The 15429-nt window shown below is 69.6% G+C and carries 13 protein-coding genes and 1 pseudogene; 9 read left to right on the plus strand and 5 right to left on the minus strand.

Annotated elements, in window-relative coordinates; translation table 11 throughout:
• The first annotated feature begins 43 nt into the window (after positions 1-43).
• Positions 44-604: a TetR/AcrR family transcriptional regulator gene (locus ACZ7EG_RS20520; RefSeq protein WP_471080528.1), complete on the plus strand. Its 561-nt coding sequence runs from the start codon at positions 44-46 to the stop codon at positions 602-604.
• A gap of 189 nt (positions 605-793) precedes the next feature.
• Here ACZ7EG_RS20520 and ACZ7EG_RS20525 read toward each other — a convergent pair whose 3' ends face one another.
• The 5 genes from ACZ7EG_RS20525 to ACZ7EG_RS20545 all read right to left on the minus strand — a co-directional run bounded on the left by ACZ7EG_RS20525 (position 794) and on the right by ACZ7EG_RS20545 (position 6888).
• On the minus strand, positions 794-1840 hold the full coding sequence (locus ACZ7EG_RS20525) for a magnesium and cobalt transport protein CorA (protein ID WP_471080531.1): 1047 nt from the start codon (positions 1838-1840) through the stop codon (positions 794-796).
• Positions 1841-1913: 73 nt separating this feature from the next.
• Complete coding sequence (locus ACZ7EG_RS20530) at positions 1914-2045, minus strand: hypothetical protein (RefSeq protein WP_471080534.1); 132 nt, start codon at positions 2043-2045, stop codon at positions 1914-1916.
• A complete protein-coding gene (locus tag ACZ7EG_RS20535; protein WP_471080536.1) occupies positions 2042-3190 on the minus strand; it encodes a magnesium and cobalt transport protein CorA in 1149 nt (382 codons plus the stop codon). The genes ACZ7EG_RS20530 and ACZ7EG_RS20535 overlap by 4 nt, the downstream gene beginning before the upstream one ends.
• Before the next feature lie 552 nt (positions 3191-3742).
• Positions 3743-5695 carry an APC family permease gene (locus tag ACZ7EG_RS20540; RefSeq protein ID WP_471080539.1) on the minus strand — a complete coding sequence of 651 codons (1953 nt, stop codon included), beginning with the start codon at positions 5693-5695 and terminating at the stop codon, positions 3743-3745.
• 626 nt (positions 5696-6321) lie between these two features.
• Complete coding sequence (locus ACZ7EG_RS20545) at positions 6322-6888, minus strand: hypothetical protein (RefSeq protein WP_471080542.1); 567 nt, start codon at positions 6886-6888, stop codon at positions 6322-6324.
• Positions 6889-7162: 274 nt separating this feature from the next.
• Here ACZ7EG_RS20545 and ACZ7EG_RS20550 point away from each other — a divergent pair, with 274 nt between their 5' ends.
• The 8 genes and pseudogenes from ACZ7EG_RS20550 to ACZ7EG_RS20585 all read left to right on the plus strand — a co-directional run.
• Complete coding sequence (locus ACZ7EG_RS20550; protein ID WP_471080545.1) at positions 7163-9004, plus strand: APC family permease; 1842 nt, start codon at positions 7163-7165, stop codon at positions 9002-9004.
• Between the two features lie 124 nt (positions 9005-9128).
• Positions 9129-9266 carry a hypothetical protein gene (locus ACZ7EG_RS20555; RefSeq protein WP_471080548.1) on the plus strand — a complete coding sequence of 46 codons (138 nt, stop codon included), beginning with the start codon at positions 9129-9131 and terminating at the stop codon, positions 9264-9266.
• Positions 9263-9352: a K(+)-transporting ATPase subunit F gene (kdpF, locus tag ACZ7EG_RS20560; protein WP_388244487.1), complete on the plus strand. Its 90-nt coding sequence runs from the start codon at positions 9263-9265 to the stop codon at positions 9350-9352. Before ACZ7EG_RS20555 ends, kdpF begins: the two co-directional genes overlap by 4 nt.
• An 8-nt stretch (positions 9353-9360) precedes the next feature.
• Complete coding sequence (gene kdpA / locus ACZ7EG_RS20565; RefSeq protein ID WP_471080551.1) at positions 9361-11022, plus strand: potassium-transporting ATPase subunit KdpA; 1662 nt, start codon at positions 9361-9363, stop codon at positions 11020-11022.
• Positions 11022-13145, plus strand: coding sequence for a potassium-transporting ATPase subunit KdpB (gene kdpB, locus ACZ7EG_RS20570; RefSeq protein WP_471080554.1), 2124 nt, complete (start codon positions 11022-11024; stop codon positions 13143-13145). The genes kdpA and kdpB overlap by 1 nt, the downstream gene beginning before the upstream one ends.
• Positions 13146-13150: 5 nt before the next feature.
• Entirely contained in the window at positions 13151-13819 is a 669-nt protein-coding gene (locus tag ACZ7EG_RS20575; protein WP_471080557.1) for a potassium-transporting ATPase subunit C, read from the plus strand.
• Between the two features lie 134 nt (positions 13820-13953).
• Positions 13954-14637: a response regulator gene (locus ACZ7EG_RS20580; protein ID WP_471080560.1), complete on the plus strand. Its 684-nt coding sequence runs from the start codon at positions 13954-13956 to the stop codon at positions 14635-14637.
• Between the two features lie 12 nt (positions 14638-14649).
• Positions 14650-15177: pseudogene (locus ACZ7EG_RS20585) on the plus strand (histidine kinase); the annotation flags it as partial.
• Positions 15178-15429: the final 252 nt, after the last annotated feature.

The raw sequence follows: 15429 nt of genomic DNA on the forward strand, positions 1-15429 counted from the left end.
GGGCTATGATAGATGCCAGTCGACATCCAAAGGGGAAGTGGTCATGGGCCGCGTATCGCAGGCGCAGGCGGAGGAAAACCGCAGGCGGGTGGTGGACACCGCGTCCCGGCTGTTCCGAGAGCAGGGCATGCAGGTCAGCGTCGCCGACCTGATGAAGGCGGCCGGTCTGACGCACGGCGCCTTCTACAAGCAGTTCGCCTCCAAGGAGGCGCTCGTCGACGAGGCCACCGCCCACGCCTTCGCCGAGCTCGCCCAGCGCCACAGCGCCGGGCTCGAGAAGTACGACGGGCAGCGCGTCGCCGCCCAGCAGGCGCTGATCGACACCTACCTCTCCGTCGAGCACCGTGACGCCCCGGCGGACGGCTGCCCGGTCGCCGCGCTCGCCACCGACATCGCACGCGAGGGCGGGGGGCGCGAGGCCCGTCGCGTCTACGCCGAGGGGGTGGCCGACTTCGCCGATTTCCTGGCCGGTGACGACCAGGACGGCATGGTCCGGCTCTGCACCCTGTTCGGTGCGCTGGTCCTGTCCCGGGCCACCAAGGGCTCCCCGCTCTCCGGGGAGATCCTCGCCGCCGCGCACGCGGCCTTGACTGAAGCAGGCTGATCAAGGGCTCGGTGCGGGTGCACATCGACCGGGCTCGCGGGCGACGGGGCATTCGTGGCCGGGCGGGGCGGCGGGAGAAGGCCTTCGACGACGAGGACGGTGTACAGGACTGACCGGTGACCGGGCGGCGCCTGGGCGCTCGGTCGGTCCCCGGCTCGGGCGTGGTGCCGCGCGGTGTCGTTTCGTGGCTCAGAGCCACTTGTTGCGGCGCAGGGCTCGGTAGGTCAGGGTGCAGACCACGACGATGACGGTGAGGACGGCGGGGTAGCCGTATCGCCAGGTGAGTTCGGGCATGTGGTCGAAGTTCATGCCGTACACGCCGACGACCATGGTGGGCACCGCGATGAGGGCGGCCATGGCGCTGATGCGGCGCATGTCGGCGTTCTGCTGAACGCTGAGCTGGGCGGAGCTGGCATTGAGGATGCCGGTGACCAGTTCGTCGAAGCCGGTGATCTGCTCGTTGGCGCGCTGGTGGTGGTCGGCGACGTCGCGCAGGTAGGCGCAGACGTCTGCGGGGATGTCGGGCATGGTCCCGGACGCGAGGCGCTGCAGGGGGCCGGCCAGGGGGGCGACGGCGCGCTTGAACTCCATGAGCTCGCGTTTGAGCTGGTAGATGCGGGCGGGATCGACGGGCTTGCCGGGGGAGAAGACCTCGCTCTCCAGGCTGTCGATGTCCATCTGGAAGGCGTCGGCCACGTCCAGGTAGTGGTCGACGACCATGTCGGCGACGGCGTGCAGGACGGCCGCGGGCCCGTGCCCCAGATGGTGGCGGTCGGCCTCCAGCTCGCGGCGCACCGCGTCCAGGGGCGGTGCGCTGCCATGGCGGACGGTGATGGCGAAACCGGGCCCGGCGAAGACCATGATCTCGCCGGTGTCGACGATCTCGCTGGTGGGAGTGATCTCCTCGTGCTCGCAGTAGACGATGGTCTTCAGCACGAGGAAGAGGATGTCGCCGTAGCGTTCGAGCTTGGGCCGCTGGTGGGCGTGGACGGCGTCCTCGACCGCCAGCGGGTGCAGGTCGAAGGCGTCCGCGACACGCTGGAACTGTTCGGCGGTCGGCTCGTACAGGCCGATCCACGCGAAACGGCTCCCGTCGGGGTCTATCCGCTGCAGGATCTTCTCCAGCCCGGTGCGTCCCGGGAGCCGTCGGCCATCCTCGTACAGTGCGCAGTCGACCACCGCCGGCGGCAGGACATCACCGCCCCCGGCCGCCCTGTCATCGTCCCGCTCGGCCATCGCCGGCCCCCTTCCTTGTGGTGTCCCCGACTCCCTCTGCCCCGGCCGGTGCCCGGTGTCACCGGGCACGGGTCTATCCGGTCAGGGCGATGTACGCCGTGATGAAGACGATCCAGGCCACGATCGCGGCGAGGAGCAGGGTGCGCAGAGTGGGCCTCATGGTGGTCTCCTCCTGCCGGCCGGGGCGGAACGCCGCCGGGGTCACAGCCAGTCGCGGCGCTTGAAGACGACGTACAGGCCGCCGCAGACCACGCCCATCAGCAGCAGGGCGAAGGGATAGCCGAACACCCAGCCCAGTTCGGGCATGTGGTCGAAGTTCATGCCGTAGATGGTGCCGACCAGGGTGGGGGCGAAGAGGATGGCGGCCCAGGCGGAGATCTTCTTGATCTCCTCGTTCTGCGCGTGGCCGGCCTCGGCGAGGGCCTTCATCTCCTCGTTCTGCTGCTGGGTGACCAGCGTGGCGTTCACGGTGAGGATGTCCTGCAGGGCCTGCTTGAACCCGTCGACGCGTTCGGTGACGTGCGTGGCGTGGTCGGCGACGTCACGCAGGTAGCGGCGCAGTTCCTCGTCGATGTTGTACTTCTCGAACCCGGCCGACAGACCGCCCACGATGCCCGCCAGCGGGCGGGTGGCACGCTGGAAGTCCACCACTTCGCGGGACAGCTCGTAGATGCGGCGCGAGACACCGGGGGCATTGCCGAAGACCTCGGTCTCGATCTCGTCGATGTCGTTCTGCAAGCCCGCCACGACGGGGGCGTAGCCGTCGACGACGGCGTCCATGATCGCGTACAGCACCGCCTCGGGACCACGCTTGAGCAGATCGGGACTGTTCTCCATCCGGGCGCGGACCGCCGCCAGATCGGGGGCGGCGCCGTGGCGGACGGTGATGACGAAGTCACGGCCGACGAACACGTGCAGCTCCCCGAAGTCGACCTCCTCCGCGGCATCCATGTACCGGGCGGCCCGCAGCACCACGAACAGGGTGTCGCCATAGCGCTCCAGCTTCGGCCGCTGGTGCGCCTCCAGCGCGTCCTCGACCGCCAGCGGATGCAGATCGAACTCCGCCGCCAGGGACTGCAGCTCCGCCGGGTCCGGCCGGTACAGGCCGATCCACGCCATACCGCCCGGATGCTTGCGCAGTTCCCGGAAGGTCTCCGTCAGCGAGTCAAGGGTGCTGATGCGCCGGCCGTCCTCGTACAGCGCGGCGGTGATCACACTGCTGTCCCGCTCGTGCCGCACGGCCTGCGCGTCCGGGCCGGGCTGCTCGGTGGCCGCTCCGGCGGCGGAACGCTTGACGGGCGGCTTGCCGGGGGTGAAGGCGCGCAGGCCGCGCAGACGACGCTCGGACATGAGGGGGACCCCTTCCAGGGGCAGGAGGAACGGGACGTGACGTGGGATGCGGCATGCCGCGGGACGCCACCCCCGGCTCCCCTACGGAGTCCTGGTGCGGGCGGCGCCGTGCGGCATGCGACTGGGAGGTTCACCGCTCATCGCGGAATCCACCACTTTTCGACGCAAACGCAGACAGGGCCGTCCAGCAGCGTATACCGCCCTCCCCCAGGGCGGGGCCGCCGTGAGCCAGGCCCATACGCGATCTGTACGCGTGACCCCGCAGGCGGCGACAGACACGGCGATCACCCGAGCCCAGAACCGGCGCGACGCCGACGTCCGGGCCGCCACCGGCACTGGCACCGCCACCGCCACCTTTTCCGCTCAGACGTTCGGCGCGCTCGGGCTCGGCGCCTTCGCCCGTGGCCGGCTGTGCGCTCACGGCCGCGGGGGATCAACGGAACAGCCGGTGATGCTGAGCCCCGGTGGGCCAGTCCGCCCGTTCCGAAGGCGGATCCCGCAGCAGGAAGAAGAACGGGGGCGACGGGTGGAGGGCCGGCCCGGTTTCTCACGTCAGCCGGTGTGTACGCGCGGGCGGCGGGCCCGGTCCGGTTCCGCCGCGCGCAGCACCTCGCGGGTGACCGGCGCGACCTCCCCTTGGCCGAAGAGGAAGAAGCGCAGGAAGTTGGCGAAGGGGTTGCCCTCGGTCCACTCGAAGTAGATATGGGGGACGGTGCCGGTCGTGTCGCGGACATGCATGAGGAGGGCCGCCAGGGCGTTGGGAATGGAGGAGGATTCCAAGGTGAGGACGCGGTATCGGTTGTGCAAGACCTCACCGCGCACGGTCAGACCGGCCTCGAACTCGGACGGGTCGGTGACGGTCACCTCCAGGAAGACGAAGTCCTCCTGCTCGGGCAGGTCGTTGTCGGCGCGGATCTGCTCGATCTTCTCGCGGTACTCGGCCTTGTCCCGGCTGTCGGGCTCGTTGGCGATGAAGCGGATCTTGCGGCTGGCTATGTCCCTGACGAACCGTTCCGCCATGTCGTCGAGCGTCACGCTCGTGACGCGGAGTTCGAAGGCGCGCACCAGTCGCGAGAGCAGGGAGATGAGAATGATGCCGGCGATGAAGCAGGCGCCGATCTTCACCCCGTCGGGGCGTTCGATCACGTTCACGACCGTGGTGTAGAGGAACACCACGGAGATCACCGTGAACGCGATGAACCAGCCCCGCTGCCTCGCCTTGCGGGCCGCGATGGTCACCGCGATCGACGCCGAGCTGATCAGCACGAGGACGCCGGTGGCGTACGCGCCGCCCTGCGCGTCGACGTCGGCGTCGAAGATCCAGGTGACCAGGAAGCCCACCAGCGTGAACACGATGACCATGGGGCGGACGGCGCGGGCCCAGTGCGGGGCCATGCCGTACCGGGGCAGGTAGCGCGGCATCAGGTTGAGCAGGCCGGCCATGGCGGAGGCACCCGCGAACCACAGGATGGCGATCGTCGAGACGTCGTAGACCGTGCCGAAGGTGTTGCCGAGGTAGTCGTGCGCGAGATAGGCGAGGGCACGGCCGTTGGCCTGGCCGCCCGGCTCGAACTCCCTCTCCGGGATCAGCAGGGTGGTGATGAAGCTGGTGGTGATCAGGAAACAGCTCATGATGACGGCCGCGACGGTCAGCAGCTTCTTGGTGTCCCTGATCCGGCCCCTCGGGCTCTCCTCCGTGTCGCCCGGGTCGCCCTTGACGTGCGGCATCACCGCCACCCCGGTCTCGAAACCGGACAGGCCGAGCGCGAGTTTGGGAAAGACGATCAGCGCCACGCCGATCATGGTGAGGACATTGCCGTGTTCAGCGGTCAGGGCGCTGGACCAGTCGGTGACGACATGCCCCTCGGTGAGCACGTGCCACAGACCTGCGACGACCACCACGGAGTTGAGCGCGAGGTAGACGCCCACCAGGACCACCGCGACACCGATCGCCTCCAGGAAGCCCTTGAGGAACACCGCACCGAGCAGCGCGATGAGGATCAGGGTGATCAGCAGCCGCTTGTCGTGAAGGGCTTCTGCGAGATGGGGGTTCTCCACGAGGTGGGTGGAGGCGTCCGCGGCCGACAGTGTGATGGTGATCAGGAAGTCGGTCGCCGCGAAGCCCAGCAGGGTCAGGACGAACAGCTTGCCCTTCCAGAAGGACAGCAGCCGCTCCAGCATGGCGATGGAACCCTCGCCGTGCGGGCTCTCCTGGGCCACGCGGCGGTAGACCGGCAGGGCGCCGGCCAGGGTGACCACCACCAGGACGATGGTCGCGACCGGCGACAGCAGCCCTGCGGCGAGGGCGGCGATGCCCGGCTGGTAGCCGAGCGTCGAGAAGTAGTCCACGCCGGTCAGGCACATGACCCGGTACCACGGCTGGCCCTTGTGGGCGGGCTCCGGCGCGGCGTGGGGCCCGGTGTGACCGCCCGTCCTGCCCATGTCGGACAGACCCTCCAGCATCCAGGCACGCAGACGGCGCGGTGGGCGTTCCGTGGTGGCCATCGGCGTGCTCCTGATGCGCGGATCGGCGTGGAGTTCCGGCCATCACGCGGACGGCGGCACCAGCGTAAGCACACAGTGACGCGTGGGCCCACGGATGAGCCCTCCAAATGCGTCAAGACCGCGTTAAGAACCCGGAGAGCGCAGCCACCGCGGCCCAGGGGACCAGGTCCGGCGGTCGTTCGCGCGCCACCTCGACCGCGAAGCCGCGGTGGATCCGCGAGGTCGGCAGCAGACACTCAGTGTGATGTCGTGCGAGGCTTCCTCACCGCTCGCAGGCCCTTCGCGGCCTCAGGGACCGGGCGTACGGACGCCGACTGGGCGGGGCCTCTTCGCCGGTGGATCGCCAGACGCTGAGCCGATGGCGGGACACCGGGCTCCCCACCGCATCCTGGACGGCGTCGGCGTCGGCCGGTTCCAGCCGGCGCAGCGTGGCCCCGAACAGGACGGCTGCCGTTTCCAGGCGGCGCAGTGTGACCCCGAACGGGACGGTTGCCGGCTGCGGCTGGGCCTGCCGGGTCCGCCATGCGCTCCCAGGCGTGAGCCGTTCGAAGGCGGCGCCGAGCTGCTGGGCGCCCCGCCCCGGGGGCAGCCCGGACGAAGGCTGCGCGGCACGCAAGGGCTGACGTTCACTCCAGGCCGGAGATCTTGAAAACGGCGCGGGCTGTTTCGCGGTCCACGCGTTCCGAGAGGCGTCGCAGGGCGGTCGCGCCGCAGAGCAGCGAGCCGTCGTCGGCGGCCTTCCGAGCCCCCCGCTCCAGGCAGAACCACAAGTGCGGGTGGCGCACCAGGACCCCGGGGTCGATCTCGACACGTCCTCCCAGGCGATCTCGCAGCAGGAGCCGCTGGGAGACCCCGTCCAGGCAGCGTATCGACACCAGCAGATCCGTGCGGACCCGGTGCCCGCGGACCAGGCCGCGTGTGGTCAGCCAATTGCCGCCCGCGGACACGCGCTGGGGGTAGAGCACGGCGTAGAGCAGTCCGGCGAGGACGAACCACAGCAAGGCCCGCCAAGGAGTGATCAGGCCGGAGCCCCAGTCGAGCAGGAGGAGGAAGGACAGCAATACGCCGGCGCAGAGGACTGCGCTGCGCAGTTCACGTGCGCGCTCGAGGTCGTTCGTCGCCTCACTGGTTCCGTCGGGGTCCTCCGCCCGTGCGGCGAGCCGTCCCCCGTGTGCATCGTCACGGCGTCCCATGGGCTGGACGCTAATGCGCCGGGGCTGTCGATCGGCGCGCCTTGACGCGGCTCTGACGGATACCGAACGGCATCTTGCTCCGACACCGCCTCGCACCGCCCGAGCGGCCGGGCAGCCGGGGCGAGGGCTCTGCCGTCGCCCATGTCACTCGCGTATCAACATCCCGTCAAAGTTGGCCGTTCGGGCGCGAAGAAGGCGCAAGGAACAGTCGGACGCGATGGGAATCGGACAGAACCTGGGCGCACCCGAACACCGCTCGAAGGAGCACCTGTCCATGACCGCAGTGACCGCCCAGCCGGATGCCGTGCCCGCCGGCGAGGAACCACCCGATACCGGTGAGCGCCACCGGCTGACCGCCGTCACCGGTCTGGCCGCCCTGTCCCTGGACGCCATGGCATCAGTGGCCTACGGGCCCGAGGCGATCGTCCTGGTGCTGGCCGCCGCGGGTGCTCACGGTCTGGGCTTCACCCTGCCGGTCACGCTGGCCATCGCCGGGCTGCTGGCGGTGCTGGTCGCCTCGTACCGGCAGGTGATCGCGGCCTTTCCGGACGGCGGCGGCTCCTACGCCGTCGCCAAGGCGCACCTGGGCGCGCGCACGAGCCTGGTGGCCGCGGCCTCGCTGGTGCTGGACTACGTCCTGAACGTCGCCGTCGCCGTCACTGCCGGAGTCGCCGCCCTGACCTCGGTCTTCCCCGCCCTCTACGACGACCGGCTGGCGGTGTGCCTGGCCGTGCTGGCGCTGATCACGGCAGTGAACCTGCGCGGGATCGTGGAGTCGGCGAGGGTGTTCATCGTGCCGACCGTCGTCTTCGTCGGCTCGATCCTCGTGCTGATCGCCGTCGGCCTGTTCCGGACCGAGCCGGTGAGCACGGCGACCGCGGCGGGCCACCCCTCCGTACTCGCCGACAACGCCACCGCCGTGGGCGCCCTGCTCCTGCTGAAGGCTTTCGCTTCGGGCTGCTCCGCCCTCACCGGCGTCGAGGCCATCGCCAACGCCGTTCCCTCCTTCCGCGTCCCCCGCGTCAAGCGCGCCCAGCGCGCGGAGGTCGCGCTCGGAGCCGTCCTCGGTGTGATGCTGATCGGTCTGTCGGTGCTGATCTCCCGGTTCCATCTCCAGCCGGTCGAGGGCGTCACGGTCCTCGCCCAGCTCGCGGACGCCTCGCTCGGCCACAACTGGGCGTTCTACGTGATCCAGTCCGCGACGATGATCCTGCTCGCCCTGTCCGCGAACACCTCCTTCGGCGGCCTTCCGGTGCTGCTGAAGCTGCTGGCCCGCGACAACTACCTGCCGCACGTCTTCGCCTTGAAGGCGGACCGCGAGGTGCACCGCCACGGCGTGCTCGTGCTCGCCCTGGTCTCCTGCGCGCTCCTGGTCTTCTCCGGCGGTGACACCAACACCCTCGTGCCGCTGTTCGCCATCGGTGTCTTCGTCGGCTTCACCATCGCCCAGGCCGGCATGGTCCGGCACTGGCGCAGCCGGCGCGGTCCGGGCCGGCGGGGCAAGGCGGTCCTCAACGGCTTCGGCGGGCTGCTCACCGGAGTCTCGGCGGTCGTCGTCACCGCGACCAAGTTCGAGGAGGGTGCCTGGCTGATCGTCATCGCCCTGCCCCTGCTGGTCGTGGCCTTCCAGACCGTGCACCGCGCCTACGCCCGCATCGGCGAGCGTCTCGGCCTGGGCCGGATCCCCGAGGTCCCGCACCGCGACCGCTCGGTCGTGATCGTGCCCGTCTCCTCGATCTCCCGCCTGACCTCCGAGGCGCTGACCGCGGCAGCCTCCCTCGGCGACGAGGTCCGAGCGGTGACCGTCTGCCACCCCGACCCGGAGGACCGCGCCGCCCTGTACGCGCTGGAGCGGGCCTGGGCGGAGTGGGACCCCGGGGTGCCGCTGGTCGGGCTGAAATGTGAGCGGCGCTCGCTGGGCCGCCCCATCGCCGCGTACGTCCGTGACGTGGGCGCCGCCGAGCCCGGCGCGCGGGTCACCGTGCTGATCCCGGAGACGGAGCCTGAGCGGCTGTGGCAGCGGCTGCTGAACAACCAGCGGGCCGCGGTCGTCGCGCACGCCGTGCGGCGGGAGACGGACGCGGTGATCTGCCGTCTCCGTTTCCGGCTGCCGTGAGGCCGGATCACCTGCTCCGGGGCGGGTCTGCTCGCCCCTTCGGACCGGATGCCGTCAGGGTTCCGTCAAAGCCGTGGGCCCCGCCGTAAGGGAGGCGTCAACGACCGGCCTGATCCGGCCACAGATGCGCTTTCCTCTAGTCGTCCGTATCAACCGAACCTCACTCCAGGAGTTCGCGATGGCCGATCTGGCCTTCGTCGTCGTCACGATCGCGGGTTTCGTGCTCGTGGCTCTCGCAGCCAAGGGGGTGACGAAGCTGTGACCGCCGAGAACATCGTCGGCCTCGTCGTGGCCGTCTCCCTGCTGGGCTACCTCGTCCTCGCCCTGCTCTTCCCGGAGAGGTTCTGAGACAAGAGATGGGTCCCGTACTCGCCGGCGTGCTTCAGCTGCTCGCTCTCGTGGCCGCGCTGGCACTCGCCTACAAACCCCTCGGCACCTACATGGCCAAGGTGTACTCCTCGAAGCAGCACCTGCGCGTCGAGAAGTGGATCTACAAGGGCATCGGCGCCGACCCCGACACAGAGATGCGCTGGCCCGCCTACCTGCGCGGCGTCCTCGCCTTCTCCGTGGTCGGCGTCCTGTTCCTCTACGCCCTCCAGCGACTCCAGGGGGTCCTGCCCGGCTCGCTCGGCTTCGACGCGATCGACCCGGATCAGGCGTTCAACACGGCCGTCTCCTTCGTGACGAACACGAACTGGCAGTCGTACTACGGCGAGCAGGCCATGGGCCACGTCGTGCAGACGGCCGGTCTGGCCGTGCAGAACTTCGTCTCCGCCGCCGTCGGCATGGCCGTCGCGGTGGCGCTGGTGCGGGGCTTCGCCCGCTCCCGGTCCGGTGAGCTCGGCAACTTCTGGGCCGACCTGGTGCGCGGTGTCGTACGCATCCTCGTGCCGCTCGCCTTCGTCGCCGCGATCGTGCTGGTCGCCTGCGGCGCCATCCAGAACTTCTCCGGGATCCACGAGGTCGGCCAGTTCATGGGCGGACAGCAGCAGTCGAACGGCGGCGCGGTCGCGTCCCAGGAGGCCATCAAGGAACTGGGCACCAACGGCGGCGGCTACTTCAACGCCAACAGCGCCCATCCGTTCGAGAACCCCACCCCGTTCTCCAACCTGTTCGAGATCTTCCTGATCCTGGTGATCCCGTTCGCCCTGACCCGCACCTTCGGCGTCATGGTCGGCTCCGTGAAGCAGGGCTACGCGATCCTCGCCACGATGGGCACCATCTGGCTCGGCTTCGTCGCCCTGATGATGTGGACCGAGTTCTCCCACCACGGCCCGGCCTTCGAACTGGCGAACGGGGCGATGGAAGGCAAGGAGGCCCGCTTCGGCATCGGCGGCTCGTCGATCTTCGCCGTGTCGACCACGCTCACCTCGACCGGCGCGGTGGACTCCTTCCACTCCTCCTTCACCGGCCTCGGCGGCGGCATCACCATGCTCGGCATGATGCTGGGCGAGATCGCACCCGGCGGCGTCGGCTCCGGCCTCTACGGCATGCTGATCATGGCGATCATCGCGGTGTTCATCGCCGGTCTGATGGTCGGCCGCACCCCCGAGTACCTGGGCAAGAAGATCGGCTCCCGCGAGATCAAGCTGGCGGCCTGCTACATCCTGATCACCCCGGCGCTCGTGCTCGTCTTCACCGCGTTCGCGATGGCCCTGCCGACCCCGGCGAACTCGATGACGAACAGCGGTGCCCACGGGTTCTCCGAGATCCTGTACGCCTACACGTCCGGCGCGAACAACAACGGCTCGGCGTTCGCCGGCCTCAACGCGGACACGCAGTGGTTCAACACCACGATCGGCCTGGCGATGCTGCTCGGCCGCTTCCTGCCGATGGTGTTCGTGCTGGCGCTGGCCGGCTCGCTCGCCGAGCAGAAGCCGGTCCCGGCGACGGCGGGCACCCTGCGCACGGACAAGCCGCTGTACACCGGGCTGCTGGTCGGCACGATCATCATCATCACCGGTCTGACGTACTTCCCGGCCCTCGCGCTGGGACCGCTGGCCGAAGGGCTGGCGTGATGACCACCGACGTAAAGAAGCAGGACTCCATGTCCACTCCCACCCTCGCGCCCCACCAGGACGCCCCCACCGGGCACAAGGCCCCCGAGGGCCGCGTCGGCGCGGGCCTCTTCGACCCCAAGCAGCTGGTCAGGTCGCTGCCGGACGCCTTCCGCAAGCTCGACCCGCGGGTGATGGTCAAGTCTCCCGTGATGTTCGTGGTGTGGATCGGCTCCGTGCTGACCACGGTCTTCTCCTTCACGGACCCGGGTGACTGGTTCGGCTGGACCATCAGCGCCTGGCTGTGGCTGACGGTGATCTTCGCCAACCTGGCGGAGGCCGTCGCCGAGGGCCGCGGCAAGGCCCAGGCCGACACCCTGCGCAAGGCCAAGACCGACACGGTGGCGCGCCGCCTCGTGGGCGACCGCGAGGAGCAGGTGCCGGGCACCGAGCTGAGGATCGACGACCTGGTCGTCTGCGAGGCCGGAGACATCATCCCCGGTGACGGAGACGTCATCGAGGGCGTGGCCTCCGTCGACGAGTCGGCGATCACCGGTGAGTCGGCCCCCGTGATCCGCGAGTCGGGCGGCGACCGCTCGGCGGTCACCGGTGGCACGAAGGTCCTCTCCGACCGGATCGTCGTCAAGATCACGACGAAGCCCGGCGAGACCTTCATCGACCGGATGATCAACCTGGTCGAGGGCGCGGCCCGGCAGAAGACGCCGAACGAGATCGCGCTCAACATCCTCCTGGCCTCGCTCACCATCGTCTTCCTGCTCGCCTGCGCCACGCTTCCCCCGCTGGCGGACTACGCGGGAACCCACCTGACGCTGGTGGTGCTCGTCGCTCTGCTGGTCTGCCTGATCCCCACCACGATCGGCGCCCTGCTCTCGGCGATCGGCATCGCCGGCATGGACCGGCTCGTGCAGCGCAACGTGCTCGCCATGTCCGGCCGCGCGGTCGAGGCCGCCGGTGACGTCTCCACCCTGCTGCTGGACAAGACCGGCACCATCACCCTGGGCAATCGCCAGGCCGCCGAGTTCGTGCCGGTACGCGGCACGACCGAGGCACAGGTCGCCGACGCGGCGCAGCTGTCGTCGCTGGCCGACGAGACGCCCGAAGGACGCTCCGTCGTGGTCCTCGCCAAGGAGAATTACGGGCTGCGGGAGCGCCACCAGGGCGAGCTGCTGGGTGCCGAGTGGATCGCCTTCACCGCTCAGACCCGGATGTCGGGTGTGGACGTCGACGGGCGCAAGATCCGCAAGGGCGCGGCCGGTTCGGTCACCGCCTGGGTCCGGGAGCAAGGCGGCACCGTCGCCGACGACGCGGACCTGATCGCCGACCGCATCGCCGAGGCCGGCGGTACGCCGCTGCTCGTCGCGGTCGAGGACGCCCGCGGCGCCCGTGTCCTGGGCGTCATCCACCTCAAGGACGTCGTCAAGGACGGCATGCGGGAGCGGTTCGAGGAGCTGCGCCGCATGGGCATCAAGACCGTCATGATCACGGGCGACAACCCCCTCACCGCCAAGGCGATCGCCGAGGAGGCCGGCGTCGACGACTTCCTCGCCGAGGCCACCCCCGAGGACAAGATGGCCCTCATCAAGCGGGAGCAGGCCGGCGGCAAATTGGTCGCCATGACCGGTGACGGCACCAACGACGCTCCCGCGCTCGCCCAGGCGGACGTCGGCGTGGCCATGAACACCGGCACGTCGGCCGCCAAGGAGGCCGGCAACATGGTCGACCTCGACTCCAACCCCACCAAGCTCATCGAGATCGTGGAGATCGGCAAGCAGCTGCTGATCACGCGTGGCGCGCTGACGACGTTCTCCATCGCCAACGACGTCGCGAAGTACTTCGCGATCATCCCTGCGCTGTTCGCCGCCGTCTACCCGGGCCTGGACAAGCTCAACATCATGGGTCTGTCCTCCCCGGACTCCGCGATCCTGTCCGCGGTGATCTTCAACGCACTCGTCATCATCGCGCTGGTGCCGCTGTCCCTGAAGGGCGTGCAGTACCGGCCGGTCAGCGCGGACAAGCTGCTGCGGCGCAACCTGACGATCTACGGCCTCGGCGGCCTGGTCGCGCCTTTCGTCGGCATCAAGATCATCGACCTGCTCATCTCCCTCATTCCCGGAATCGGCTGAAGGCCATGAACAACTCCGTATCGAACACCGCCCGGCTGCTCGGGGCGGGCCTGCGCGCCCTCCTCGTGCTGACCCTGGTGACCGGCGTGCTCTACCCGCTGGTCGTCACCGGCATCGCGCAGGGGCTGTTCCACGACAAGGCGAACGGCTCCGAGATCAAGGCGGACGGCAGGGTCGTCGGCTCGTCCCTCATCGGACAGGCGTACAACCTGCCGCTGAAAGAGGGAGAGGACACCCCGGCGCCGGACCTGAAGTGGTTCCAGGGCCGCCCGCAGAACGGCCTCGGCACCAACAGCGTCAACACCCAGTACCAGCTCATCCTGTCCGGCGCGACCAACCGGTCAGGGGACAACGAAGAGCTCATCCGGTGGGTGAAGGACGCCAAGGCCGCCGTCGTCAAGGACAACTCCACGGGCACCTACAAGGTGAAGCCGTCCCAGGTGCCCGCAGACGCGGTCACCTCCTCAGGGTCCGGACTCGATCCGAACATCTCCCCGCAGTACGCGGACATCCAGGTCCACCGGGTCGCCGAGACGAACGGTCTGTCCACCGCCGAGGTGCAGAAACTCGTCGACGAGCACACCGAGGGCCGCACCCTCGGCTTCATGGGCGAGCCGCGCGTGAACGTCCTCGAGCTCAACATCGCCCTCGAGGAACTCCTGGCGAAGAGCTGATGGCGTTACGCGATGTCCTCGGGAGCCGGCGGCTTCGGGAGCATCCCGGGCCCGCCGGCTCCCGCAGCCGCGACGTCGGGCGCCCCGCTTCCGGGCGTGCACGGCACGACGTACGACAGGAGAGGCAGACACCCATGACCCGGGTGCTCGTGGTCGAGGACGACCCGCAGCTGGTGCGGGCCCTCGTCCTCAACTTGCAGGCCCGTCACTACGGCGTGGACGCGGCACCGGACGGGGCCACGGCCCTGCGGCTCGCCGCCGCACGGCAGCCCGACGTGGTGCTGCTCGACCTCGGTCTGCCCGACATGGACGGCGTCGACGTCATCAAGGGCCTGCGCGGCTGGACCCGGGTTCCGATCCTGGTCCTGTCCGCCCGCCAGGGGTCGGACGAGAAGGTGGCAGCGCTGGACGCCGGTGCCGACGACTACGTCACCAAGCCGTTCAGCATGAACGAACTGCTGGCCCGGCTGCGGGCCGCCGTACGCCGTACCGAGGACACCCCGGCCGGTCCGGCGGCGACGCTCGTCGAGACCGAGGACTTCACCCTCGATCTGCTGGCCAAGAGGGCGGTGCGCGACGGAGAGGATGTGCGGCTCACGCCCACCGAGTGGCACCTGCTGGAGATCCTCGTGACGAGTCCGGGCCGGCTGATCACACAGAAGCACCTGCTGAACGAGGTGTGGGGCGTTTCGCAGAGCAGCAAGACCAACTACCTGCGGGTCTACATGGCCCAGCTGCGGCGCAAACTGGAGAAGGACCCCGCCCACCCCCGGTACCTGATCACCGAGCCCGGCATGGGCTACCGCTTCGAAGGCTGACCGAGGAACGACATGGCACGCGGCAAGCTCCGGATCTACCTCGGCGCGGCACCCGGCGTCGGCAAGACGTACGCGATGCTGTCGGAGGCCCACCGCCGCATCGAACGGGGCACCGACTGCGTGGTCGCCTACGTGGAACACCACCATCGGCCGCGCACCGAGGTGATGCTCCACGGCCTCGAACAGGTCCCGCGCAGGGAACTCGCGTACCGGGGCGGCACCTTCACCGAGATGGACGTGGACGCCGTCCTGCGCCGTGCCCCGACGGTGGCCCTGGTCGACGAGCTCGCTCACACCAACGTGCCAGGCTCCCGCAACACCAAACGCTGGCAGGACGTCGAGGAACTCCTCGCCGCCGGCATCGACGTCATATCCACCGTCAACATCCAGCACCTGGAGTCCCTCGGCGACGTCGTCGAGTCCATCACCGGGGTGCGCCAGCGCGAGACCGTCCCCGACGAGGTCGTACGGCGTGCCGACCAGATCGAACTGGTCGACATGTCCCCGCAGGCGCTGCGCCGCCGCATGGCACACGGCAACTCCGAACGCCGGCTTCCGTGCCCTCCCCCCAGCCACGTCAGTGATCCGTCAAGGTCGTCGGCACCGCGTCAGCGTCCCGTCAGGACAGCGCGGGACGGCGCGGTGGTGGGCATACCGTCGTTGGTGAGCCCCGGACCGCCTCCCCGCGTGCCGGGGTCTCTCCCACTCTGCTCCTGGCGCACCACGCACACCTTTCCGGTGTGGCCGCCCCGCTGGGGGTCACCACGGGACCGCTCTCGGGGGCGGTGGTCA

It is taken from the genome of Streptomyces sp. NPDC037100, from assembly GCF_055606225.1.